Origin of the sequence: Streptococcus oriscaviae, from assembly GCF_018137985.1 — a bacterium.
Classification (GTDB): Bacteria; Bacillota; Bacilli; order Lactobacillales; family Streptococcaceae; genus Streptococcus; species Streptococcus oriscaviae.
In genome coordinates, this window is the sequence record NZ_CP073084.1 from 110,605 (window position 1) to 134,634 (window position 24,030).

At 39.9% G+C, this 24,030-nt stretch carries 20 protein-coding genes, 4 pseudogenes and 1 CRISPR repeat array; of the genes and pseudogenes, 19 read left to right on the forward strand and 5 right to left on the reverse strand.

Translation table 11 applies throughout. The features are described from left to right. Positions 1 to 54: 54 nt before the first annotated feature. Together INT76_RS00550 and INT76_RS00555 are read right to left on the reverse strand one after the other, a co-directional pair. Positions 55 to 1,083 carry a 3-deoxy-7-phosphoheptulonate synthase gene (locus INT76_RS00550; protein WP_212571044.1) on the reverse strand — a complete coding sequence of 343 codons (1,029 nt, stop codon included), beginning with the start codon at positions 1,081 to 1,083 and terminating at the stop codon, positions 55 to 57. Between the two features lie 10 nt (positions 1,084 to 1,093). Next, positions 1,094 to 2,113 carry a 3-deoxy-7-phosphoheptulonate synthase gene (locus INT76_RS00555; protein ID WP_212571046.1) on the reverse strand — a complete coding sequence of 340 codons (1,020 nt, stop codon included), beginning with the start codon at positions 2,111 to 2,113 and terminating at the stop codon, positions 1,094 to 1,096. 725 nt (positions 2,114 to 2,838) lie between these two features. On the opposite strand from INT76_RS00555, the gene aroA reads away from it, so the two are divergent. The 12 genes and pseudogenes from aroA to INT76_RS00615 all read left to right on the forward strand — a co-directional run. Further along, positions 2,839 to 4,122, forward strand: coding sequence for a 3-phosphoshikimate 1-carboxyvinyltransferase (gene aroA, locus INT76_RS00560; RefSeq protein ID WP_212571048.1), 1,284 nt, complete (start codon positions 2,839 to 2,841; stop codon positions 4,120 to 4,122). Next, the gene (locus tag INT76_RS00565) at positions 4,115 to 4,606 is read left to right on the forward strand and encodes a shikimate kinase (RefSeq protein WP_212571050.1); all 492 of its coding nucleotides are present in this window, start codon (positions 4,115 to 4,117) and stop codon (positions 4,604 to 4,606) included. The genes aroA and INT76_RS00565 overlap by 8 nt, the downstream gene beginning before the upstream one ends. Continuing rightward, entirely contained in the window at positions 4,597 to 5,424 is an 828-nt protein-coding gene (gene pheA, locus INT76_RS00570) for a prephenate dehydratase (protein ID WP_212571052.1), read from the forward strand. The genes INT76_RS00565 and pheA overlap by 10 nt, the downstream gene beginning before the upstream one ends. Positions 5,425 to 5,439: 15 nt before the next feature. Continuing rightward, on the forward strand, positions 5,440 to 6,774 hold the full coding sequence (locus INT76_RS00575; RefSeq protein WP_212571054.1) for an LCP family protein: 1,335 nt from the start codon (positions 5,440 to 5,442) through the stop codon (positions 6,772 to 6,774). A gap of 72 nt (positions 6,775 to 6,846) precedes the next feature. Then, complete coding sequence (gene rlmD, locus INT76_RS00580) at positions 6,847 to 8,217, forward strand: 23S rRNA (uracil(1939)-C(5))-methyltransferase RlmD (protein WP_212571057.1); 1,371 nt, start codon at positions 6,847 to 6,849, stop codon at positions 8,215 to 8,217. A 407-nt stretch (positions 8,218 to 8,624) separates the two neighbouring features. Then, positions 8,625 to 9,266, forward strand: a complete 642-nt coding sequence (locus tag INT76_RS00585) for a hypothetical protein (RefSeq protein WP_212571059.1) — start codon at positions 8,625 to 8,627, stop codon at positions 9,264 to 9,266. A gap of 36 nt (positions 9,267 to 9,302) precedes the next feature. Then, a complete protein-coding gene (locus tag INT76_RS00590) occupies positions 9,303 to 9,440 on the forward strand; it encodes a hypothetical protein (protein WP_212571061.1) in 138 nt (45 codons plus the stop codon). Positions 9,441 to 9,578: 138 nt separating this feature from the next. Further along, positions 9,579 to 10,463, forward strand: coding sequence for a helix-turn-helix domain-containing protein (locus tag INT76_RS00595; RefSeq protein ID WP_212571063.1), 885 nt, complete (start codon positions 9,579 to 9,581; stop codon positions 10,461 to 10,463). Between the two features lie 80 nt (positions 10,464 to 10,543). Beyond that, complete coding sequence (locus INT76_RS00600) at positions 10,544 to 10,957, forward strand: hypothetical protein (protein WP_212571065.1); 414 nt, start codon at positions 10,544 to 10,546, stop codon at positions 10,955 to 10,957. Positions 10,958 to 11,451: 494 nt separating this feature from the next. Next, a pseudogene (locus INT76_RS00605) lies at positions 11,452 to 11,604 on the forward strand (transposase); the annotation flags it as partial. A 153-nt stretch (positions 11,605 to 11,757) separates the two neighbouring features. Next, on the forward strand, positions 11,758 to 12,243 hold the full coding sequence (locus INT76_RS00610; protein WP_212571067.1) for a GNAT family N-acetyltransferase: 486 nt from the start codon (positions 11,758 to 11,760) through the stop codon (positions 12,241 to 12,243). Positions 12,244 to 12,271: 28 nt separating this feature from the next. Beyond that, positions 12,272 to 12,587, forward strand: a pseudogene (locus INT76_RS00615) (hypothetical protein); the annotation flags it as partial. Positions 12,588 to 12,640: 53 nt separating this feature from the next. Here the strand turns inward: INT76_RS00615 and INT76_RS00620 are convergent. From INT76_RS00620 to mnmE, 3 genes and pseudogenes are all read right to left on the reverse strand, one after another. Next, positions 12,641 to 12,844, reverse strand: coding sequence for a DUF5960 family protein (locus tag INT76_RS00620; protein WP_249116159.1), 204 nt, complete (start codon positions 12,842 to 12,844; stop codon positions 12,641 to 12,643). A gap of 82 nt (positions 12,845 to 12,926) precedes the next feature. Next, positions 12,927 to 13,130, reverse strand: a pseudogene (locus INT76_RS00625) (hypothetical protein); the annotation flags it as partial. Positions 13,131 to 13,329: 199 nt separating this feature from the next. Beyond that, positions 13,330 to 14,703, reverse strand: a complete 1,374-nt coding sequence (gene mnmE, locus INT76_RS00630) for a tRNA uridine-5-carboxymethylaminomethyl(34) synthesis GTPase MnmE (RefSeq protein ID WP_212571069.1) — start codon at positions 14,701 to 14,703, stop codon at positions 13,330 to 13,332. Positions 14,704 to 14,858: 155 nt separating this feature from the next. Between mnmE and cas9 the strand changes: the two are divergent. The 7 genes and pseudogenes from cas9 to INT76_RS00665 all read left to right on the forward strand — a co-directional run bounded on the left by cas9 (position 14,859) and on the right by INT76_RS00665 (position 24,026). Further along, positions 14,859 to 18,230, forward strand: a pseudogene (gene cas9, locus INT76_RS00635) (type II CRISPR RNA-guided endonuclease Cas9). A 163-nt stretch (positions 18,231 to 18,393) separates the two neighbouring features. After that, a complete protein-coding gene (cas1, locus tag INT76_RS00640; protein ID WP_212571071.1) occupies positions 18,394 to 19,308 on the forward strand; it encodes a type II CRISPR-associated endonuclease Cas1 in 915 nt (304 codons plus the stop codon). Then, on the forward strand, positions 19,305 to 19,628 hold the full coding sequence (gene cas2, locus INT76_RS00645; RefSeq protein ID WP_212571073.1) for a CRISPR-associated endonuclease Cas2: 324 nt from the start codon (positions 19,305 to 19,307) through the stop codon (positions 19,626 to 19,628). Before cas1 ends, cas2 begins: the two co-directional genes overlap by 4 nt. Beyond that, positions 19,625 to 20,674 carry a CRISPR-associated protein Csn2-St gene (gene csn2-St / locus INT76_RS00650; protein ID WP_212571075.1) on the forward strand — a complete coding sequence of 350 codons (1,050 nt, stop codon included), beginning with the start codon at positions 19,625 to 19,627 and terminating at the stop codon, positions 20,672 to 20,674. Before cas2 ends, csn2-St begins: the two co-directional genes overlap by 4 nt. A 56-nt stretch (positions 20,675 to 20,730) precedes the next feature. After that, positions 20,731 to 21,359: a CRISPR direct-repeat array (repeat unit 36 nt; unit sequence GTTTTTGTACTCTCAAGATTTAAGTAACTGTAAAAC). Positions 21,360 to 21,558: 199 nt separating this feature from the next. Next, a complete protein-coding gene (gene rpiA / locus INT76_RS00655; protein WP_212571077.1) occupies positions 21,559 to 22,233 on the forward strand; it encodes a ribose-5-phosphate isomerase RpiA in 675 nt (224 codons plus the stop codon). A 201-nt stretch (positions 22,234 to 22,434) separates the two neighbouring features. Further along, positions 22,435 to 23,646 (forward strand): phosphopentomutase, encoded by a 1,212-nt coding sequence (locus INT76_RS00660; protein ID WP_212571079.1) that lies wholly within the window; start codon positions 22,435 to 22,437, stop codon positions 23,644 to 23,646. Between the two features lie 83 nt (positions 23,647 to 23,729). Further along, positions 23,730 to 24,026 (forward strand): ArsC/Spx/MgsR family protein, encoded by a 297-nt coding sequence (locus tag INT76_RS00665; RefSeq protein WP_249116160.1) that lies wholly within the window; start codon positions 23,730 to 23,732, stop codon positions 24,024 to 24,026. Positions 24,027 to 24,030: the final 4 nt, after the last annotated feature.

A 24,030-nucleotide genomic window follows, 5' to 3' on the forward strand; every position in this document is an offset into this window, starting at 1 on the left:
TCCTTTAGTTTCTGAGGTGTCATCTGAGATGGGGTGTTGGGACGATTGGTCAGGCTACTCAACAGTCTGATAGATTTCACGAATGAGTTTTTCTGTCTTATCCCAGCCCAGACAAGGGTCAGTAATGGATTTTCCAAAGACATCTGGACTATCTTGGCGACCATCTTCCAAGTAGGATTCAATCATAAAGCCGCGAACATACTTGCGAATGTCTTCATTCCAGGCCCGATTGATGAGGGTTTGGCGGACAATGCGGATCTGTTCCAGGTAGTTTTTGCCGGAATTATCATGATTGGTATCGATGACAATGAAAGGATTGGCGAGGCCGAAGCGCTCATACTGTTTGATAGTCTTGACAAGAATATCGTAGTAGTAGTTGGGTTCATTGACACCCTGTTCGGTACTGGCACCTCGCAAGATAGCATGGGCCAGTGGGTTGCCATCCGTATCCACTTCAGCATCCCTGTATATGAAGTTTTGTTTATTTTGGGCTGCGTAGATGGCGTTGAACATGACAGTCAGATTGCCCGAAGTTGGATTTTTCATGCCGGTTGGCATGTCGATGCCAGAAGCCACAAAACGGTGCTCCTGATCCTCAACGGAGCGAGCCCCAATAGCGTGGTAGGAAACCAAATCTTCGACCAGAGGCAGGTTGGCTGAGTAGAGCATTTCGTCCGCTGTTGTCAGCCCTGTCTCGGTAATGACACGGTAGTGGAGGTTACGTACCGCAGCGATACCGTTGATTAGATCCGGTAACTTGGAAGTGTCAGGTTGGTGGACTAGGCCCTTATAGCCCTCGCCATTGGTCCGTGGTTTGGCCGTATAGACCCGCATGACCATAAAGATTTTATCCTTTACTTCCTCCTGAAGCTTGGAGAGGCGACGGGCATATTCTAAGACTGCTTCCTCATTATCTGAAGAGCAAGGACCGATGACCAGCAAGAGTCGCTGGTCTTCCCCGCGAATGACCTTTTTCAGCTCCTCATCTCGTTTTTCCTTGGCGGTGAGGAAATCTCCTTTTAGTTTAGACAACTCTTTGACTTGTGCAATATCAATGGTAGCACTTCTTTGATGAATTCCCATAGCTTTCTTCCTATCTATTGTAAATTTCTCGAATTAGTTCTTCAGTTTTTTCCCAACCCAGGCATGGGTCTGTGATGGATTTTCCATAGACTTCGCTGTTGTCCTGGCGGCCATCCTCAATGTAGGATTCAATCATGAAACCACGGACAACGTTGCGGATGGATTGGTTCCAATCACGGTTGATGAGGGTTTGGCGGACGATGCGGATTTGTTCCAAATAATTTTTCCCAGAGTTATCATGGTTGGTATCGATGATAATAAATGGATTCTCCAACCCAAATTGTTGGTACAAATCAATGGTTTCCAGAAGATTGTCGTAGTAGTAGTTGGGCAGGTATTTGCCATTTTCAGTGCTGGCTCCACGCAGAATGACATGGGCCAATGGATTACCAGAAGTTTCCACTTCAGCATTGTTGAAGAGGAAGGATTGCTTTTTCTGGGCGGCGAAAATACCGTTGAACATGACCTTGAGGTTACCAGAAGTTGGGTTTTTCAATCCAGTCGGCACATCGATGCCAGAGGCAACGAAGCGGTGCTGCTGGTTCTCGACGGACCTTGCCCCCACTGCGATATAGGATACCAAATCGTCAACCAAGGAGAGGTTCTCTGGATAAAGCATCTCATCGGCAGTGGTCAGACCTGTTTCGCTGATAACTCGGTAGTGGAGGTTGCGGACAGCCTTGATACCATTGATGAGACTAGGCGCTGCATCTGTATCTGGCTGGTGCATGAGGCCCTTATAGCCATCCCCATTGGTCCTTGGCTTGGCTGTGTAGACACGCATGACCATGAAAATTTTGTCCTTGACTTCCTCTTGGAGTTTGGCCAAGCGATGGGCATAGTCTAGAACTGCTTCCTCATTATCAGAGGAGCAAGGGCCGATGACCAGAAGCAGACGGTCATCTTCTCCCTTGATAATGGCTTCCAATTCGCGGTCACGCTTTTGCTTTTTGGCCAAGGTTTCAGGAGATAGTTTGGAATGCTCCCGAACCTGATTGATATCAATTTTTTCACTGATTGCTGTAAACACTGGTGGAATCCTCTATCTTTCATATTTTTGTGTGTTTCACTATTATACCATTTTCCTTAGAAAATTAAAGAAATTCTTTGCTTTTTGAGGGTTATTTTCAGCAAAATGGCAATTTTCAGTAAATTCTGACAGTTGTTTTTAGGCCTCATTGCACAGTAATACATATGAAGTATTGGAATGGCCCACGTCTGCTATTTGTTTAGTCTTGGCAGTAGTGGTAGGCATGATAGTTATCTCAACTATCCAGAGCTATTGTGGGCCGAAATGGCTTCATCGAGCAAGTTAAATTGAAACTGACCCCTCTGCCAGCTATATTCAAGATAAAATTCAAGCAATCTTTGGCAAAATAAATAAATTTTTAGAAATTTCTGTCTATTATATGGTATAATGAAAGGTAAAATCAGGATTCCGTCAGTCGGAACTGGTTGGATTGTCTGGAATTTTTTAGAAAGAAGGAAAAACCACGGGCTTGCAAAGGCCTTTGTATCTTGGACACTTTGCAAAAAGATAAAACCTTCCTAGATGCTTAAGCCTCTTCGTCAGCTTTCCTATTTTGCTGTGTGTCGCTTACGCCTTTGTATCTTGGTGTGACGTGAGAACCTAAAATCGATTTTATTTTAGGTTCGAGCTAATAAGCCGCTTAGGCAAGTCGCCTGATAGCGATTGCCGTAGAAGGATGAGATGCTTTAGCATCCATTATTCTAATCGTGTTGAAAGGGGATAGAATGAAATTATTGACGCAATCGACTGGTCTTCAGGGTCGCTTGAGAGTGCCGGGAGATAAGTCCATCAGTCATCGATCGATTATGTTTGGCAGTCTGGCCAAGGGAAGAACAATTGTCCGTGATATTCTCCGTGGCGAGGATGTCTTATCCACCATGCAGGTTTTTAGGGACCTGGGGGTATCCATTGAAGATGACGGTCAGGTCATTACCATCCATGGGGTTGGCTTTGATGGCCTCAAGGCTCCTCAAAACAAGTTAGACATGGGGAACTCAGGGACTTCAATCCGCCTGATTTCAGGCGTTTTGGCTGGTCAGGACTTTGAAGTGGAGATGTTTGGCGATGATAGTTTATCCAAACGTCCCATGGATCGGGTCACTATTCCTTTGAGCCAGATGGGGGTCACCGTGTCTGGTGTGACGGACCGTCATTTGCCACCGTTGAAACTAAGGGGCAGCAAGGAACTCAAACCGATTCATTATCAGCTTCCGGTTGCCTCTGCCCAGGTCAAATCAGCCCTTATTTTTGCAGCCCTTCAGGCTCGGGGAGAGTCGGTCATCATCGAGAAGGAAAAGACCCGCAATCATACAGAAGACATGATTGTCCAGTTCGGTGGTCAGATTGATGTCAAGGGCAAGGAAATCCGCATCTCAGGCGGACAAGAATTGGTTGGTCAGGAAGTCGTGGTTCCAGGTGATATTTCCAGTGCAGCCTTTTGGCTGGTGGCTGGTTTGATCGTGCCAAATTCCAAGATCGTCTTGGAAAATGTGGGCATCAATGAAACCAGGACTGGTATCTTGGATGTCATCCAGGCCATGGGTGGAAAAATAACCCTGTCTCAAGTGGATGAGGTGGCCAAGTCAGCGACCATCACGGTGGAAACCTCTGACTTGCAGGGGACTGAGATTGCTGGAGAAATTATTCCGCGCCTTATCGATGAGCTGCCAATTATCGCTCTCCTAGCAACCCAAGCCAATGGCACCACCGTCATTCGAGATGCGGAGGAGCTCAAGGTCAAGGAAACAGACCGCATCCAGGTGGTGGCCGATGCCCTCAACAGCATGGGAGCCACTATTACCCCAACGGATGACGGGATGATTATTATCGGTAAAACGCCGCTTCACGGCGCTACAATCAACACATTTGGTGATCACCGTATCGGGATGATGACCGCCATCGCAGCCCTTTTGGTGCAAGATGGAGAGGTCGAGTTAGAACGGGCAGAAGCCATTAACACAAGCTATCCAAGCTTCTTTGCAGATTTGAAAGGACTACAAGATGACTAAAATTTTACTCGGCTTTATGGGTGCAGGCAAAACAACTGTTGCAGGACATTTGGACGGAGATTTCTACGATATGGATACCATTATCGAAGAAAAAATCGGCATGTCTATTTCCGACTACTTTGCAAAATTTGGTGAACCAGCCTTTCGTAAGTTAGAATCAGAAACCTTGGAAGAACTCTTTGCTCTTGAAGGGGACAATATCATCTCAACAGGTGGTGGGGTCGTCATCTCTGAGAAAAACAGAGAATTGTTGCGCAAAAACCGTAAAAACAATGTTCTTTTGGCAGCTTCTTTTGAGGTATTGTATGATCGCATCCTAAATGATGAAGCTTTCCAGCGTCCACTTTTCTTGAACAACTCAAAGGAAGATTTCCATGGCATTTACGAGCGTCGGATGGAACTTTATGAAGGATTGTCTGATTTGATTATCAACACAGACAATCGCACACCAGAGGAGATTGCAAGGATAATCAAATGTATGTAGCATTTTTGGGGCCGAGAGGCTCCTTTACTCATCATGTGGCCCAACAGGCCTTTCCTGAGGCCGAACTGCTGGCTTTTGCCAACATCACAGAGGTCATTAAGGCCTATGAGTCGGGGCGAGTGGCCTATTCGGTCGTTCCCGTTGAAAATTCGATTGAAGGGTCTGTCCACGAAACGCTGGACTACCTTTTTCATCAAGCAGAGATTCATGCGGTGGCAGAAATCATCCAACCCATTGCCCAGCAGCTGATGGCGACCAGTCAAGCTAAGGAGATCGAGGTCATCTATTCCCATCCTCAGGCTATTGCTCAAGGCAAACAATACATCCGGGAGCACTACCCACATGCCCGCTTTGAAATGACGGCTAGTACCGCTTTTGCAGCTCGGTTTGTGGCTGAGCACCCAGAGCAGCCTTATGCAGCCATTGCCCCACATGCAGCTGCTGAAGAATATGGTTTGGAGGTGATTGCTCAGGACATCCAGGAAATTGATGAGAACTATACTCGTTTCTGGATTTTGGGAAAGGCAGAGCCTACTTTGGCGTTAGGTTCCACGGAGCGGAAGTGTTCGTTGGCCCTGACCCTTCCTGATAACTTGCCGGGGGCTCTATATAAGGCCATGTCTGTATTTGCCTGGCGCGGGATTGACTTGACAAAAATTGAAAGTCGCCCGCTGAAAACAGCTTTGGGTGAGTATTTCTTTATTATTGATGTAGATAATCAGGCTCCTGAATTATTGGAATTTGCCTTAAAAGAATTGACAAGCTTGGGAATTTCTTATAAAATTCTAGGGGACTATCTAGTTTTTCAAGCTAGATAAAGAAAAGGATTGACCATGGCTAGAAACAACGGAAACCTCAATCATCATGAGGAATTACGATTAGACTATTTACAAAAAAATATTCATTATCTAAACGAAAAAGAACGCAAAGAGCTCATCTATCTTGAGTACAAAAGAGATCTCTACTCCGGTATGACTCCAAAGCGTAGAAGTCAGCCTGCTCCAGTTCGCAGACCAGAACCAGTCTATACTCCCTATGAAGAGGAGTCGATGGATTATGGAAACCAATACGAACCAGGTTATAGAGATTCCTATTCCTATGAGGATGATTTTGACCTCCCTGAATATCCACGGGAAAAGCGGGAGAGACGTCCTAAACGTCCTCGTAAGGAAAAGGTGCCTCGCCCTCGTAAACCGCTGAGATGGAAACTGAAACGCTTCTTTCAGCTGGTGCTTGTCCTCATTCTTGCAGTGCTTGCAGGGATGGGCTTTATGTTTGTCAAAGGAATGAACAGTGTAGAGCAAAAGGCGGTACCTGAGGTGTTTAACGGTCAGGACAGTCGAGATGGCGTCAATATCCTAATCTTGGGAACAGATGGTCGCTTGGGACAGACATCTGATATGACCCGGACAGATTCAATCATGGTTCTGAATGTCAACAACAGCAGCAAGACCGTCAAACTGGTCAGCTTTATGCGGGATATTCTGGTAGATATTGACGGTTACGATTACAAGCTCAATCTTGCCTATACCCTTGGGGAGCAAAATGCGAGTCAGGGTGCAGAAAGCGTCCGTCAGGTACTCAAATCAAATTTTGATATTGACATCAAGTACTATGCGATGATTGACTTTTCAACCTTTGCAACGACCATTGATACCCTCTTCCCAGAAGGGGTAACCATCAATGCCCAGTTCTCAACAGTAGACGGTGTTCCCGTTTCTTCGGTAGAGGTTCCAGATGATTTGAATATTCAACCTGACGGCACTGTTCCAAATCAAACTATCGAAGTCGGATTGCAGCAGATGGATGGCCGCACTCTTTTGAACTATGCTCGTTTTCGTAAGGATGATGAGGGAGATTATGGCCGAACCAGACGTCAGCAGGAAGTGTTGTCAGCTGTTATGACTCAGATGAAGGACCCAACCAAGCTCTTTACGGGGTCTGAGGCTCTTGGTAAGGTCTACGCTATGACTCCGACCACAGTTCCTCTCTCATTTGCCTTTACCAATGGCCCTTTTGCAGCGCTTGATGCAGCCAAGGGGATTGAAAGAACTACGATTCCTGAGAATGGGGACTGGTATGATGACTATGATGTATACGATGGTCTGGGCTTGCGGATTGACTTTTACAAGTATCAGCAGCGCTTGGCTGAGCTAGGAATCCGATAAGCATCTAAAATATGATATACTAGAAGTGACTTCGGTCACTTTTTTTCGTGACCTCCAATAGAAAGTAGAAAAATGATTAGGAAAAACGATGTTGTAGAAGTTGAAATTGTTGATTTGACCCATGAAGGACAAGGAGTTGCTAAGCTAGATGGATTTGTCTTTTTTGTGGACAATGCCCTACCGGGTGAGAAAATTGCCATGCGGGTGCTCAAGGTCAAAAAAACGGTTGGTTTTGGAAAGGTAGAACGCTATCTGACCCTCTCTCCGGAGCGTAATCAGGATATTGAACTGACGTATTTGCGTACAGGAATTGCTGATTTGGGCCACATGACCTATCCAGCCCAACTGGCTTTCAAGAAGAAACAGGTCGTCAATAGTCTGCGAAAGATAGCGGGTCTGACAGACCTTCCTGTGGCTGATACTCTGGGTATGAATGACCCAATCCGCTATCGCAATAAGGCAGCCGTTCCTGTTCGTCGGGTCAATGGACTCTTAGACACAGGTTTTTTCCGCAAAAATTCTCACGATGTGATTCCGATTGAAGATTTTTACATCCAGCACCCAGAGATTGATCAGCTGATTGCTTATACGCGTGATCAGTTGAGGCGACTTGACCTCAAACCCTACGATGAAAAGGAGCAAACAGGGCTCATCCGAAGTCTGGTGGTGCGTAGAGGGCACTACTCTGGTCAACTGATGCTCATTTTGGTCACGACTCGTCCGAAAATCTTCCGTGTAGACAGTTTAGTAGAGCGCTTGACTGCGGCCTTTCCCAATCTGGTTTCTATCCTTCAAAATATCAACGACCAACAAACCAACGCCATTTTAGGGAAGGAATTCTGTCTGATCTATGGTCAAGAAACCATTGTAGATACCATGCTGGGAAATGAGTTTGAGATTTCGGCTCCCTCCTTTTATCAGGTTAATACGGAGATGGCGGAAAAACTGTATCAGACGGCTATTGACTTTTCTGAGGTCGGGCCTGATGATGTCGTGATTGATGCCTATTCTGGCATTGGAACGATTGGTCTGTCCTTCGCCAAACAGGTCAAACACGTTTATGGAGTTGAGGTTATTCCAGAAGCGGTTGCCGATTCTTTGAAAAATGCAGAGCGAAATGGTATTTCAAACGTGACCTACCTTTGCGACAGTGCGGAAAATGCCATGGCCAAATGGGCTAAAGAAGGAGTTCAACCGACCGTGATTGTTGTTGATCCACCTCGCAAAGGCTTAACAGAATCCTTTGTCAAGGCTAGCGCCTCTGTTCAGCCTGAAAAGATTACTTACATCTCTTGCAATGTAGCTACCATGGCGCGTGATATTAAACTCTATCAAGAACTTGGCTACAAACTGACCAAGGTTCAGCCTGTGGACTTATTTCCGCAGACGCATCATGTGGAGGCAGTATCACTGCTTGTACGAGTTGATTTATCAGCAAAGTAGAAGCAGATGTTCTGCCCATGCGATAGCTGTCGCAGAACACAGTGATGCGGTAACAGCGAACCGCTGAGTGTGTTGCTCTGCTCGTAAAAGCCTAGAAACCTTGGAACGAAAGGGATACTGAAAAGTCTTGACACTAAGGCTTTTTGTATTGAGGTGGGGAAGTATCAGAGTGAGAAAATTTTTGGAATGAGTAGAAGTGATAGCAAGAAATTATCAAAATCTATTTCCATTTACCCTGTGGGTACGTGTTTGTTTCCATTGACAAGGAGTTTGTGGGAATAGAAACGTACCCACCTCTAATATCGCCTGAATGGTCGATTGAAGTAAGAGTTCAGTAATTGATACAAAATCTTTGTTGTTCTAAGGGATATGCGATAATATTTTTAAGGTTGAAATGAGGTGATTTTATGACAAATGAAGAATATCTTCAAGAAATTGAGCAATACATAATACAATTAAAACAGTATAAGGAAGAGTCTAAAACACTTGCTGCTGGTATGATTGGTGAAAATTTTACCCAAGATGAGATGTTTTTTGTTTCGGCATTGAATCGGCGAGTACAGTTTATTGATGGAATAGTTGAACTGTTAAATACAAGGAATCTTACTTGTGCTGGAGTGTTAGTTCGAACTCAGCTAGATAATCTTATGCGAGTTTTTGCGGCATTCATTTCTAAAGATAGAACTTCTTTCATAGATAAATACTTAAGTGGTAAGCCAATAAGGAATATGAAAGATACTAATAATCAGAAAATGACAGATGCTTATCTTAAAAAAAGAATTTCAGAGTACTATCCTTCCATTGAAACAGTGTATAATAAATCATCGGGATACGTTCACTTATCAGAAGTAGCATTCCATGAGAGTTTCTGGACTAAAGAAGATGGAATCGTTGAATTTTCAGTAGGTTTACCACCTAGAGAAGAATTAAATCCAATACTGATTGAGTGTGCTGAAGTTTTTTGTTACTTTACAGAAGTTGAGTATTGCTTTTTTCAGAAAGTCTCTGAATCAAAGAAGGAACTGGATCATCATATTAAAAACAATTGATGATCTATATTACAATTTAGAAATATACTTCACATCATGCCTGAATGGAAACCTGAAAAGCGTTATAAAGTAGAGGGCATTCATATACCAGAAGACAAGGCCTTTGTCTTTGAGCTTTCAAAGTTTGAAGAGCTTGCTGATTTCCGTAAGAATGATTCATCAGTTGTAGATTAGTATAATCTATTTTACACACACTTATCAGAAAAAACATTTGTTTTCTTGAGGTCGTAACAGTGCGACCTCATTTTCATTGTTTTAATAAAGTGTTTCCGTGGTATAATATATTCAATAATATATGCAGGAGAAGTGAATATGGGTTCGTTTGGCGCTAACTTACGGAATATACGTAATTGCTGGGGGGAGACCCTAGTTGATTTGGCTAGTATTTTAGATACTAACGTAAGTACTATTTCTCAGTGGGAGAACGGTAAGAGAACTCCTAATAATGATATTCTAAAATTACTTTCATTACATTATCAGGTTACGATAGATGACCTACTCTATGGTGATTTTTCAGAGTTTCCATCAATGGTTGACTATTTTGTGAACTTAAAAGATGGAGGAGATGCTTTGATTAAGGAATACATGAGATTGTTCCCTTTATTTGCAACGGAGTCCGAAAAAGAGGACGCAAGATTTTTAAAAGCACTTGAGATTCAAAAAAAGGTCAGAAAAGGTGATGAAAATACGATTGAATCATCAGAGTTTGAGTTGTTTTTTGATATATTCACAGATTTATTTGAAAAGGGAGGGTATCCATCAGCTGGAGCAAATATTCTTAGCTTCTTATTTTTAATTGCTGCTGGGAAATTAGCATTTCCTTTTATGGATGAATTAGAGGATTTTTTGAAGACAGATGTTGGAAAAAATACTCGAAAAAAAGCGAAATTTTTAATTTCTAATAATATTCTAAATAGTGTTATGACCGATATTTCTTTTAATGAAGAGATACCTGACGTTAAAGAGTTTGATGAAACTGTCCTTTATATAATAGAAAATCTAAAAAAAGATACCCACTTTTACAAAGTTGCAGATTATTATTTTGCACTCCGGTACGTCTATGGTATTGTTAATAACGGATTGTCTCAAATTTTGAATCAGCAACTTGGAATTTATCTTTTATTAGATCTTACCAATATTAACAACCCATTTGCTAAAAGATATTTCAACTTTATAAAAAAAGTTTATAAAAGTTGAAAAATTTCACAATCCGTGAACGACAGGAAATGTTTTTAGATATATAATTACACTAGAAAGTTAAAAACGAGGTGGAAATTATGAATATTGCAGCAAAAGAATTTTTGGGAACTGGTATTGAGTGGGCAAATGCAGCACTGTCCAGTTTAGCAAAAAATCACGGTGGACCAGAACAGTTGATAGCAGACATCTATGAAAATGGTTATAATGATGGTTATTGGGACGGTTATAGTAATGCAATGGAAGACCAAAAGATGAATCAAATTGGAGCTTTAGGAGTTGCTGCGATAGCTGGATTTGCTCTAGGTGGAATAATCGTATATTTTCATAAAAAATCAAAATCATCTAAAGCACAACTTGAACAACAGAAGCATGAAAATGCACGTTTAAAAGCAGAAAATTATGCAAAAGAAATTTTATTACAACAAGATGAAGGCTTAGTAACAAAAATTGACGGTAATATAGTAACTGTAGACTTTAAGAAAAAGGCATAATTACAGTCTATTGTTATCTTATTCTTAAATTTATAAATGGAGGCTTGTATGATTTGTGCTTATTGTGGGAATACTGATACAGATAAATTATGGGATGAAGATGATACATTCTATTGTTCAAAATGTCATAGTCGTACATTATTTGAGTCAGACGAGCTTGATTTAATCCCATGTCCAGAATGTGGAAAATTAAAAGATAGGAAAGCGTACTATTGTCCCTACTGCTAATTTCCTTTCCGGAAAATACCTATTTTTCGGAATGATAAAATACAAATGGAGCGCATCATTTCGATGGCTCCATTTTTTAGTTGATGCTCGTAATGCAGCCCGCTATTTGACGAGCTGCATTAATTATTATGGCTTCCAGCCAGTTTTTCTCGTAGAGAAAAATGAAAAAACCACCAGCTAAGCTGGTGGCTGACAAGGCTTCTAGCTTCCATTTATTTTTCCATGTATAATCTAATTGTTCAGGTTAGATAAAGGAGGAAAAATAAATGGCTAAAACTAGTTATAGTTTATCACACACCAAATGGATGTGCAAATATCACATTGTTTTCACACCAAAGTATCGACGCAAATCCATTTACTACAAAATTAGACAGGACTTAATCGAAATTTTCCGTCATCTATGCCAATATAAAACTATTCTTCATCAAATGATGAAATGGGTATAAATGTCTGGTGAGAGAAACGAATATATTTTTAAATAAACAGTTATAAAAGAAATAGGAACATTAGTTCAAGCATGCCTTAATATTTCATAGTAAAAAATATTGAGGTTAGAAAGAGTGATATGTGGTTTGAAGATTAGAAACTTAAGGAAAGATGAATTAAAAGTTTTAGAGAAATTTACTTATTTGGCTTTATACGTTCCAGAAGGAGAGGAAAAATTTCCATATGGAATAGTTTTTCAACCTGAGATATCTAAGTATTATAAAGATATTGATTTAGATCGAGAAGTAGTATTAGTTGCTGTTGAAGATGATGAAATTATAGGTGCAATTTGGGAGAGATTGCTTGATGCAGATAAAAGAGGTTACGGATATTATAAAAGCTCCTTTTCGGAGTTAATGATTTCCATTGATTTTAACCATAGACAAAAAGGGATTGGTAATCAACTAATGATAGGTTTCTTTGATAGATTATCGGAAATTGGTAGAGAAGGAGTTTCTCTAAGTGTTAGCTATGGAAATAATGCGATCCATCTTTATGAAAAATTTGGTTTTGAAGTTGTGAAATGTAGGGACGATGATATTTTGATGATTAAGATTTTAAAGTCAAAATAATAACATAAAATTATTAGTTCATTGGTAAGAAATATTAAAGAATAGAAAAAATGGTAATATGCTTGAAATACCAATCTTTTATTTTGGGAGAGATTGTAACGAGTTTAATTTTTACATTTCGAATGAAGATCCTTTAATCACATATGACAGTAATCATGAGCCAATTTATTCTGGAGTATATTTTAGACGACCTGGAAACTCAAAAAGTTTGTTTAAGTTAACGGATAGTAATATCCCTGAGGAAATCTGGGAAGGAAAATTAATAATTGGTCGGCAGGGACCTAGTTTTAAACCATCTGATCCCTTGGTAAAAATATTCGAAGATGGTAAATTTTTCAAAATAGAATAGCTTAGATTTTATGAAGATTAAAAATAGGAACAGTCAATTGAACAGTTCCTATTTTTGTACTAAATACGTTGTAGTTTTCATATACGAATAGCGGTAGCTTAGCGGATTTTCATCTATGGTATTTACCTCAAAAATGAAGAAGTGATCACTGTTATCTCTTGCCTTTTCCTTATTGAGGACAAAGTAATTCTTAGGTGAAGTCGCCATTGTTTTGAGAATATCATCGGTCAGGAAGGTCAATGGAATATTCATGTTGGAGTAGCGGTAGAAGTCACGGTCAAAATCTTAGTAGCTCTCTCTGTAATAGTCCATTTGCAGGTGATTACGCTGAAACTCAAGCTGATTCATAAAGCACCTCCTCTACAAGTTCAATACTCATAATGTCTTTCAATTTCAAATTGATGTGACCTGTTGTAGTTTTTATCAAAATGAAATCCTTATTCAGACTTGGTATTGTCCCAGTGTAGGAAACACGCTTGTTTTTTTCAATCACATGAATGCACGTGTGCAGCTGCCCAGCGTATACTTGACTTACCAGCTTATGTACGGAGCTTGTCTGATGACCAAATCAGAAAAGAATTAATAGAAGCTCTTATGAAAGAATTTGATAGTGCCTATTCAGATGATGAGTATTATGACGATGATTATTATTATTTTTGATTGTCAGTAAAAGAAGAAAGGCTGTAACTGAAAGCAGAAAACTGTTTCGGTTACAGCTTTTTCATTGCTGTTTTTTCCTATTTCCCGAGGCAAAATTGGCTAAAGAGTTGGGTAATGAGTTCGTCAAGAGCGGCATCTCCGGTGATTTCTCCCAGAATTTGCCAACAACGGGTCAGATCGACTTGCAGTAGGTCAACAGGCATTCCCATCGCTAGCCCTTCATTGACAGCTTGTAGGCTTTTAACTGCTTGCTCTATTAGCGAGATGTGGCGGGCGTTGGAAAGATAGGTGGCATCTTGTTCAGTCAATCCAGCATTCTCAAAGAAGAGCTGGTTAATTTTTTCTTCTATTTGCTCAATGTTTTGGTTTTCCAAAACGGAGATACGAATAAGATCGTCAGGTAGTTGGTCAGACTCAATTTTTTCTTCTAAGTCTGTCTTGTTCAGAAGGACAATTCGGTTTGTACTTTCTGAAATGGTGAGCAGAGCCTTATCTTGTTCTGTTAGTGGCTCGGCTGCGTTGAGGACTAGGAGAACCAGGTCGGCCTCCTCAAGGGCTTTCTTGGAACGTTCGACACCAATTTTTTCAACGATGTCATCTGTATCTCGAATACCAGCAGTGTCAATGAGCTTGAGGGGGACGCCTTTGATATTGACATATTCTTCAATGATGTCTCGGGTGGTTCCTGCAATATCGGTCACAATGGCCTTATCTTCGCGGAGTAGGTTATTGAGTAGGCTGGATTTTCCAACATTAGGTCGACCGATAATAGCTGTTGCAATCCCCTCGCGTAGAATTTTACCGCGGCGAGCAGTTCGTAGGAGGTTCTCCAATAGTTGCTGGAACTGCTCGGTTTTCTCACGCACCAGCTCAGTAGTCGCCTCTTCAACGTCATCATACTCTGGATAGTCAATGTTGACTTCGATTTGGGCAAGGGTTGTCAGAATCTCTTGGCGAGTATCGTTGATGAGTTGAGAGAGGGAACCATCTAGCTGTTTCACAGCATTGTGCATGGCCTTATCAGTTTTTGCGCGGATAATATCCATGACGGCCTCAGCTTGGGTCAAGTCCACTCGGCCGTTTAGAAAGGCACGTTTGGTAAATTCTCCAGGTTCTGCCATGCGGGCTCCTTGGCGAAGCAGCAGTTGCAGGATTTCATTGGTTACAGCAATCCCGCCATGCGTATTTATCTCGATAATGTCTTCGCGAGTAAAGGTTCGTGGTGACCGCATCGCTCCTATCATCACTTCATCCAAAACTTGTCCGGTAGCAGGATCTACAATATGACCGTAGTTAAGGCTGTGACTGGGCACTGTTGCCAAATTCTTCCCCTTAAAAACCTTGCTGGCAATGGAGAAAGCCTCCGTTCCCGACAGGCGGATAATTCCTATGGCTCCCTCTCCCAACGGAGTAGAAATAGCAGTAATAGTGTCAAATTCTTTGGTAATCATGCGGATATTCTTTCTATTAGGTATGGTACCTATAAGTGTAACATGGAAGATAAAAAAAATCACCTCTGAAAGATGAAATATCCTAATATAGATATTGAAAACGGTTTATAATTTGATATAATAAGGTGTGAATAAAAATAGAAAGTAGGTATTTTATGTCAAATAATAGAATTTTAGGTCTGGATATTGGTGTGGGATCGGTTGGAGTTGGAATTATTGATGCAAAAACAGGAGAGATAGTACATGCCAGCTCTCGTATTTTTCCTTCTGCAAATGCTGCAAATAATGCGGAACGTAGAGGATTTCGTGGTGGTCATCGATTGACTCGTCGAAAAAAACACCGTGTAAAGAGACTGGGGGATTTGTTTGATAAGTATCAGATTCATACAGAAGGTCTTTTACCTGATGTCAATCCATACAAACTGCGTGTAAAGGGCTTAGAAAATGAGTTGAGTTTTGATGAGTTATTCATTGTACTACGGAATTTAGTAAAACGTAGAGGAATTTCCTATCTTGATGATGCAGTAGAAGAAACAACAAGTGGCTCAGACTATTCGAAAGCTATCGAACGCAATAGACAATTACTTTCAGAAAAAACTCCTGGTCAAATTCAACTTGAGCGCCTTGAAAGATATGGTCAACTGAGAGGGAATTTTATTGTAAAGGACGAGAACGGTGAACCTCAGCAAGTAATCAATGTATTCTAGACATCAGATTATGTTAAAGAAGCACGACGTATTTTAGAAAAACAACAATCATTCCATGAAGAACTCACTCATTCATTTATTGAAGAGTTTATTAGCTTATTAGAAAGCAAGCGGAAATATTACATTGGTCCTGGAAATGAAAAATCTAGGACAGATTATGGTATTTATAAAACAAGTGGGAAAACAGAGAAAAATTTATTTGATATTCTTATCGGGAAATGTACCTACTATCCTGAGGAATTTCGTGCCTCTAAGGTATCCTATACAGCACAGGAGTTCAATTTTCTCAATGATTTAAATAATTTAACAGTACCATCAGAAACGAAGAAATTAAGTACAGAGCAAAAAGAATACTTAGTTGAATACGCTAAAAATACTCCCAAATTAGGACCTGCAAAACTATTAAAAGAGATAGCAAAACTCATCCCTTGCGAAGTAGATGAAATAAAAGGATATCGGCTTGATAATAAAGATAAACCTGATATGCATACTTTTGATGCATATCGTCAACTTCATGAGTGTTTGGGGATAATAGGGGGAGTCAAACTTACTCGTGAACAGTTGGATATATTAGCACATATTTTAACGTTAAATACAGACTATGAAGGAATCAAAGAAGCTTTATCACATGACTTACCGAAACTATTTACTTCAGAACAAATAAAAGAACTAGCATCCTTTAGAAAATCAAAAAGTCAATTATTCGGTAGAGGCTGGCATAGTCTATCTGCAAAAATTATGCTAGAGTTAATCCCAGAGCTGTATTCAACCTCAGATGAACAAATGACCATTATAAACAGGCTTGGAAAGACTGTTCGTAAACATACGATTAGCATAGCGGGAGAAAAATTGGATCCAGTTGAAATGGTTTCAGAAATTTATAATCCTGTAGTTGCCAAGTCTGTTCGACAAACTATCAAAATCATTAACGAGGCACATAAGCGATTTGGAGATTTTGAACAAATTGTGATTGAAATGCCTCGTGATCGGAATGAGGAAGAGGAGAGAAAGAGAATTGCGGATGGTCAAAAGGCGAATGCAAAGGAAAAAGAAGATGCGCTAAGTCATGCAGCAACACTTTATTGTGGCAAAAAGGAATTACCTGGACATCTGTATCACGGACACAATCAATTAGCAACCAAAATTCGGTTGTGGTATCAACAGGGAGAAAGGTGTCTTTATACAGGCAAGACAATTTCCATTCATGACTTAATTCACAATCAAAGTCAATACGAAATTGATCATATTTTGCCACTTTCTTTAACCTTTGACGACAGTTTATCAAACAAAGTGTTAGTAGAAGCGACAGCAAACCAAGAAAAAGGACAGAGGACGCCGTATCAGTATCTATTGGCTGCTAACAGATCTTGGACATATAAAGAATATAAAGCGTATGTTCTAGGATGTCAAAGATTGGGCAAGAAAAAGAGAGAATATTTACTATTTGAGGAAAATATCAATGGTTATGAAGTTCGATCAAGATTTATCGAACGAAACCTTGTTGATACACGTTATGCTTCACGAGTTGTTTTAACAGCCCTTCAAGATGGTCTAAAGGCTCTGGGGAAAGAAACTAAAGTTTCTGTTGTTCGTGGGCAATTCACTTCTCAGCTGCGTCGTCAATGGAAGATTGAAAAATCTCGTGATACTTATCATCATCATGCAGTGGATGCCTTAATAATAGCAGCATCCAGCCAGTTACGATTATGGAAAAAGCAAGACAATCCACTTATTGTTAATTATAAAGACGGCGAACGGCTTGATTTGGAAACGGGTGAGATTCTGAATATGTCGGATGAACAGTATAAGGAACTGGTTTATCAACCGCCACACAAAGGATTTGTTAATACCATTACAAGCGACGGATTTGAAGATGAGATTCTCTTTTCATACCAAGTTGATTCAAAGGTGAATCGTAAAATTTCAGATGCAACAATTTATGCAACTCGCAAAGCTCAACTTGGCAAGGATAAGACGAAAGAAACATATGTTCTTGGAAAAATTAAAGATATCTATACCCAAGCTGGATATGAAGCATTTTTGAAACGCTATAACAAAGATAAGACTTTATTTTTAATGCATCAAAAAGATCCTGAAACATGGGAAAAGGTTATCGAGATTATTTTACGTGATTACCGAGAATTTGATGACAAAGGAAAGGAAATCGGAAATCCATTTGAACGATACTACAAGGAAAACGGCTATGTAAAAAAATATAGCCGGAAAGGTAAGGGGCCTGCAATTAAGTCTTTGAAATACTATGATAGTCAGTTAGGAAATCATATCCCAATCACACCGGAAAATAGTCGCAATCTAGTTGTCTTACAGTCAGTCAATCCTTGGCGAGCTGATCTATATTTTAATCCCAAGACAGGAAAATATGAGCTGATGGGTGTTAAGTATTCAGATCTCAGTTTTGAAAAAGGGACAGGTCAGTATGGAATCACTCAAGAAAAATATAACGAAATAAAGCTGAAGGAGGGAATCTCAGAGGAATCAGAATTTAAATTTACACTTTATAAAAATGATCTTATTTTAATTAAAGATATACAAACGAAAGAGGAGAGAATTTTCCGTTTTCTATCAAGGACATTGCCGAATCAAAAGCATTATGTAGAATTAAAGCCATACGACAAATCCAAATTTGAAGGTGGGCAAGCGTTGATGTCAATTTTAGGAAAAGTTTCAAAAGGTGGTCAGTGTATCAAAGGATTGAGCAAAGTTAACCTATCTATATACAAGGTAAGGACTGATATTTTAGGATACAAGCACTTTATAAAAAAAGAAGGTGAGAAACCTACATTGAAATTTAAAAAATGAGTGAGAAAGGGGTTGCAATATTTAAGTAGATAGTGTAAACTATAGGTGTAAGGGACGCCTTACACAGTTACTTAAATCTTGCTGAGCCTACAAAGATAAGGCTTCATGCCGAAATCAAGCACCCCATTTCGTATGGGGTGCTTTTCGTTGTGCGGAGGAAAGTATGACTTGGAGAATTGTTCATATTCATCAAAGTGAAAAAATGCGTTTAAAATTGGACAATCTGTTAATTAGCAAACAAGGAGAAGAGTTTGTTATTCCATTGAGCGATATTTCTATCATTGTTGCAGAAGGTGGTGACACAGTTGTGACATTACGTTTATTAAGCGTCATAAGCAAATATAATATTGCCTTGATTGTCTGTGATAACCAACATCTACCGACTGGGATATTTCATGCCCAAAACGGACATTTTAGGGCTTATAAGAAATTACTTGGTCAGCTTGCATGGTCGCAAGAACAAAAAGATAAATTGTGGCAAATCATTACCTATTTTAAAATAAATAATCAACAAGATGTCTTAGCGGTGTTAGAGAAGGAATTGAAAGCCATCCAGCTTTTGTCTGATTATAAAAATGCCGTTGAACCTGGAGATAAAACAAATCGAGAAGGTCATGCGGAAAAAGTGTATTTTAATGAATTATTTGGAAAGCAGTTTTCTCGCGTTACACAAGAAGAAGCAGACATTGTTAATGCTGGATTAAACTATGGCTACACTATTTTTAGAGCTCAATTAGCTCGCATTGTTTCAGGATATGGTCTGAATCCCCTGCTAGGTATTTTCCATAAAAACGAATATAATCAATTTAATCTTGTAGACGATTTAATGGAGCCGTTTCGACAGATTGTTGATATATGGGTTTATCGACATTTGAAAGATGGAGAATACTTGCGTTATACGGATCGATTGGCTCTAACCAATCTATTAAATGCAAAAATCCGTTATGGGAAGGAGATTTGTACAGTGACGGGAGCTATGGATAAATTTGTGAAAGGATTTATTAAATGCATGGAAGATAAGGAAACCAATCAATTCTTTTGTCCGATGGTTTCTAGTTTAGAGGTGGAAAATATATGAGGTATGATGCAATGCGGCTACTTTGTTTTTTTGATTTGCCAATGGAAACCAACCAAGAAAAACGAACCTATCGCAACTTTCGTAAAGAACTGATTGCCAACGGATTCGAGATGTTACAATTTTCAGTCTATTATCGAACATGTCCAAATCGAAGTTTTGCTAATAAATTCTATAAGAAGTTGCAGAAAAGTCAGTTACCAGCAGGCAATGTTCGATTATTAGCTGTAACGGAGAAGCAATTTTCAGAAATGGTCTTAATTGTTGGTGGGAAGACCAGACAAGAAGAAGTTATTAGCGATAATAAGTTGGTGATTATATGAAATTAACATTTACCCATCCTACAAAAGAACATGTAACAATTAACTTTGGTCAGTTTACTCAGATTGTTGGGCAAAATCAAGAATTGAAATATTATATTTGGCAACTGCTTATCTGGTATTTTGATGGCAAAAAGTATAAGGAAGAGGACTTATCACTTTTTCAACAGGCAGAGCCACAAATCTGTTGTTCTGAAGAAACGGTCAAACGTAATGAATACCAGATATTCTCTATATCAGATGTACGAGATATTATTGAACAGATGTCTTATAAAAAAGGAAGCGTCAGTTATGCTTACATGGCGTCCAAATTACAGACTGTTGAAGTTATGGACGAGCTAGAGCAAATGAATATTCATCTCGAAAAAATTGCTTCTAAAATCAATCATAATCTTAATCTAACAATTGGTGAAACCTCTTATTTAACAGAAACTGTTGAATTACAAATTGAACAGTTGCTAACAAAGTATTTTGTGCCACGGTTTAATTATTCAACATACAACATTGCTTTTGAGTTTGTGCATAATGAGACTAAATTACGTTTCTTTCTGAATATGCTAGAAGAAATCTTGCAGCAACACTCTAGGAAAGTACTCTTGATTTTCAAGAACTTAGATGACTATCTTACTTACTCATCATTCTATTCAATATGCCAAGAATTGGAAAGAATGTGCCAAACCTACCCGCAGTTTCATACTATTGTTTTTCCATCCAACGAAGGTTACCTTTACCTAACGCCAGCCCACATTGAATTTGTTAATATAATATCAGAACAGATTGAACACTTCTATGATTTTGATTTTATGTATGAATGTTATGGAAATACTCATCCTTCTAATGACAGGTTAGATGAACATGCATTTCTGTCATCACTGAGAAAAATTGCTAGTTATCTTTTCTGCTCAGAAATCCAACACATCAGCCTTTCTATGACTGATTTTACAACTTTAAAAATTGTTAATGCCCTTTATCAATACCGCATTTCGGTACCAATCGAGATTGAAAAAACAAATTCAATGATTATTAGTTACTTGAGAGATGGCTATTGACAATAAAGTTTTAGCACGATATACTTTAACTGAAGAGTCCAGAAAGTTCATTTGAGGTTTTTGTACTCTCAAGATTTAAGTAACTGTAAAACACAATGAATCTAAAATCAATATCAATATTCGTTTTTGTACTCTCAAGATTTAAGTAACTGTAAAACTACCCATTTTTTTCCAAAACTACGGTATCAGTTTTTGTACTCTCAAGATTTAAGTAACTGTAAAACCGCTATTAAAATTTTAAATGATGGGTTATGTTTTTGTACTCTCAAGATTTAAGTAACTGTAAAACCTACTGTCGACCAAATCGAGATGTATGGCGGTTTTTGTACTCTCAAGATTTAAGTAACTGTAAAACTATCTTCGAATTACCGGAATTAACAGTTAAGTTTTTGTACTCTCAAGATTTAAGTAACTGTAAAACCAGAATAAGTATTTACGGTTACGTGAGCGAGTTTTTGTACTCTCAAGATTTAAGTAACTGTAAAACTTCTTCCTCGGAATGTTACCTCGTCACCGTGTTTTTGTACTCTCAAGATTTAAATAACTGTAAAACATCCAGTTTTAATAGCTACCTGACTAATAGGTTTTTGTACTCTCAAGATTTAAGTAACTGTAAAACATTACTCGACCAAGGCTCATTACTTCTTAGGTTTTTGTACTCTCAAGATTTAAGTAACTGTAAAACTAATGACAAATTCTTCAATATCTTCCATGGTTTTTGTACTCTCAAGATTTAAGTCCGTCAGGTCCAACTCTACTCAATCTATTTTATCCCCCCATCAAACTATTTTAAATCTAAAAAGAAAATAGTGATTTTTATAGAAAAACGATTCGTTCCATGATATAATGAGCCTGTAATTGTTTCACCTTAAAGGAGTACGAGTGTGTCAAACTTAAAAGAACAAGTTGGAATCAAGGCGGCAGAGTTTGTAACGGACGGCATGGTTGTTGGTTTGGGAACAGGTTCAACAGCTTATTATTTCGTGCAGGAAATTGGCCGCAGAGTCAAGGAAGAAGGATTGCAGATTGTTGGCGTAACGACTTCGCATGCAACAGCTGAACAGGCAGCGTCCCTCGGGATTCCCCTAAAAAATATAGATGACGTTGAGTCTGTTGATTTGACCGTGGATGGTGCAGATGAAGTAGATAGCCAATTCAACGGAATAAAAGGCGGAGGCGCAGCACTTTTAATGGAAAAAGTTGTGGCAGTGAATAGCAAGGACTGCATCTGGATAGTGGATGAGTCCAAAGTGGTAGAAACACTGGGTGCTTTTAAATTGCCCGTAGAGGTTGTGCAATATGGGTCAGAAAATCTTTTCCGTCTTTTTGAAACAAAAGGTTATCGACCTAGTTTTCGGATTACCAATGGGAAAAAGCATGTGACAGACATGCAGAACTTTATTATTGACCTAGATTTAGGGCGGATAGAAGACGCTCGGGCTCTGTCGGATGAATTGGATCATACGGTTGGAGTTGTAGAGCACGGTCTCTTTATCGGCTTGATTTCTAAGGTGATTGTCGGTCGACCTGAAGGGCCGCAAATACTTGAAAAAAATTGATGGCTAATCGCTCTTTCCAGAATCGTCTGGAGAGGGCTTTTTTATTTAATATATGATATAATGAAAACACGAACATTTATTGTTTATACTTTTCAACATTCAACAATCAAACTCGTTAAGAAGCTTGTAGCAGTGGAAGAAAAACACGCCATTTTCAGTTTGTTGCTGGGTTTTGTTGAGTATTAGAAAAAGGAGTAGATTATGCCTACATTTAATCGTATTCATCTCGTTGTTATGGATTCAGTGGGGATTGGTGCAGCACCTGACTCAGATAAATTCTTCAACGCAGGTGTAGCAGATACAGACTCAGATACCCTTGGTCATATTTCGGAAAAAGCAGGGCTTTCTGTACCAAATATGGCCAAAATGGGTCTGGGAAATATCCCGCGTGATACAGCACTTGCGACCGTTCCATCTGAGGAAAATCCCACAGGTTATGTGACCAAGCTGGAAGAAGTGTCGCTCGGTAAGGATACCATGACAGGCCACTGGGAAATCATGGGGCTCAACATCACAGAACCATTCGACACTTTCTGGGATGGTTTTCCAGAGGATATTTTGACAAAAATCGAAGAATTTTCAGGCCGTAAAATCATCCGCGAAGCAAACAAGCCGTATTCAGGTACCGCTGTTATTGATGACTTTGGTCCTCGCCAAATGGAAACTGGTGAGTTGATTGTCTACACATCCGCAGACCCTGTGCTTCAGATTGCGGCTCATGAAGATATTATCCCCTTGGATGAGTTGTACCGAATCTGTGAATATGCTCGTTCCATTACCTTGGAGCGTCCGGCTCTGCTTGGTCGGATTATTGCCCGCCCTTATGTGGGTGAACCAGGTAACTTCTCACGAACTGCCAATCGTCATGACTATGCCGTGTCACCATTTGAGGATACCGTCCTCAACAAGCTGGCAGAAGCAGGTGTACCAACCTACTCCGTTGGTAAAATCAGTGACATTTTTAATGGTTCAGGCATTACCAACGATATGGGTCATACCAAGTCCAACATGCACGGTGTGGATGTTCTCATTGATACCCTTAAACTGCCAGAATTTGAGAAAGGTTTCTCCTTCACCAACCTAGTTGATTTTGACGCAGTGTATGGCCATCGCCGTGATATTGAAGGATACCGCGATTGTTTGCAGGAGTTTGACGCTCGTATTCCAGAGATTATTGAGAACATGAGAGAAAATGATTTGCTCCTCATCACTGCTGATCATGGCAATGATCCTGCCTATGCAGGTACCGACCATACGCGTGAATATGTGCCTCTCTTGGCTTACAGCAAGTCTTTCAAAGGCAGCGGAGTGTTGCCAGTCGGACATTTTGCAGACATTTCAGCGACAGTCGCAGAAAACTTTGGTGTGGAAAAAGCCATGATTGGCGAGAGTTTCTTGGGTAGATTGGTCTAAAAGAAAGCAGGTAGCTTATGACGGCCGAACAGATAACCGTCTATTTCAATCCTAATTGCAGCAAATGCAGGAAGCTGAAGGTTTTGTTAGCAAGTCAAGACTTAGCGGTCAAGTGGGTATACTATCTGGAAAATCCCTTATCGAAATCTGACTTGACTGACCTCTTGCTGAAGATGAAAGCGAGACCGAGCGACATAATTCGATTATCAGAGCAGGAGTGCCAAGATAAAACAGATGAGGACCTCTTGCAGCTGTTGGTTGAACGACCAGACCTGCTCAACAGACCCATTATTGAGAGAGAAGACACAGCCTTTCTCTGCCGCCCTGTGGAGATTATTGCTGAAAAAATGCCAGACTACGACTGGTCGGAGTATTTGTAAGGAG

What these genes read in the sequence shown, in the direction of transcription:
- INT76_RS00565 (WP_212571050.1), top strand. Translation starts at nt 4,115, where the DNA reads ATGACTAAAATTTTACTCGGCTTTATGGGTGCAGGCAAAACAACTGTT.
- INT76_RS00575 (WP_212571054.1), top strand. Translation starts at nt 5,440, where the DNA reads ATGGCTAGAAACAACGGAAACCTCAATCATCATGAGGAATTACGATTA.
- INT76_RS00600 (WP_212571065.1), top strand. Translation starts at nt 10,544, where the DNA reads ATGAATATTGCAGCAAAAGAATTTTTGGGAACTGGTATTGAGTGGGCA.
- pheA (WP_212571052.1), top strand. Translation starts at nt 4,597, where the DNA reads ATGTATGTAGCATTTTTGGGGCCGAGAGGCTCCTTTACTCATCATGTG.
- INT76_RS00620 (WP_249116159.1), bottom strand. Translation starts at nt 12,844, where the DNA reads ATGAATATTCCATTGACCTTCCTGACCGATGATATTCTCAAAACAATG.
- aroA (WP_212571048.1), top strand. Translation starts at nt 2,839, where the DNA reads ATGAAATTATTGACGCAATCGACTGGTCTTCAGGGTCGCTTGAGAGTG.
- rlmD (WP_212571057.1), top strand. Translation starts at nt 6,847, where the DNA reads ATGATTAGGAAAAACGATGTTGTAGAAGTTGAAATTGTTGATTTGACC.
- cas1 (WP_212571071.1), top strand. Translation starts at nt 18,394, where the DNA reads ATGACTTGGAGAATTGTTCATATTCATCAAAGTGAAAAAATGCGTTTA.
- INT76_RS00550 (WP_212571044.1), bottom strand. Translation starts at nt 1,083, where the DNA reads ATGGGAATTCATCAAAGAAGTGCTACCATTGATATTGCACAAGTCAAA.
- INT76_RS00590 (WP_212571061.1), top strand. Translation starts at nt 9,303, where the DNA reads ATGCCTGAATGGAAACCTGAAAAGCGTTATAAAGTAGAGGGCATTCAT.
- cas2 (WP_212571073.1), top strand. Translation starts at nt 19,305, where the DNA reads ATGAGGTATGATGCAATGCGGCTACTTTGTTTTTTTGATTTGCCAATG.
- INT76_RS00585 (WP_212571059.1), top strand. Translation starts at nt 8,625, where the DNA reads ATGACAAATGAAGAATATCTTCAAGAAATTGAGCAATACATAATACAA.
- csn2-St (WP_212571075.1), top strand. Translation starts at nt 19,625, where the DNA reads ATGAAATTAACATTTACCCATCCTACAAAAGAACATGTAACAATTAAC.
- INT76_RS00660 (WP_212571079.1), top strand. Translation starts at nt 22,435, where the DNA reads ATGCCTACATTTAATCGTATTCATCTCGTTGTTATGGATTCAGTGGGG.
- INT76_RS00595 (WP_212571063.1), top strand. Translation starts at nt 9,579, where the DNA reads ATGGGTTCGTTTGGCGCTAACTTACGGAATATACGTAATTGCTGGGGG.
- mnmE (WP_212571069.1), bottom strand. Translation starts at nt 14,703, where the DNA reads ATGATTACCAAAGAATTTGACACTATTACTGCTATTTCTACTCCGTTG.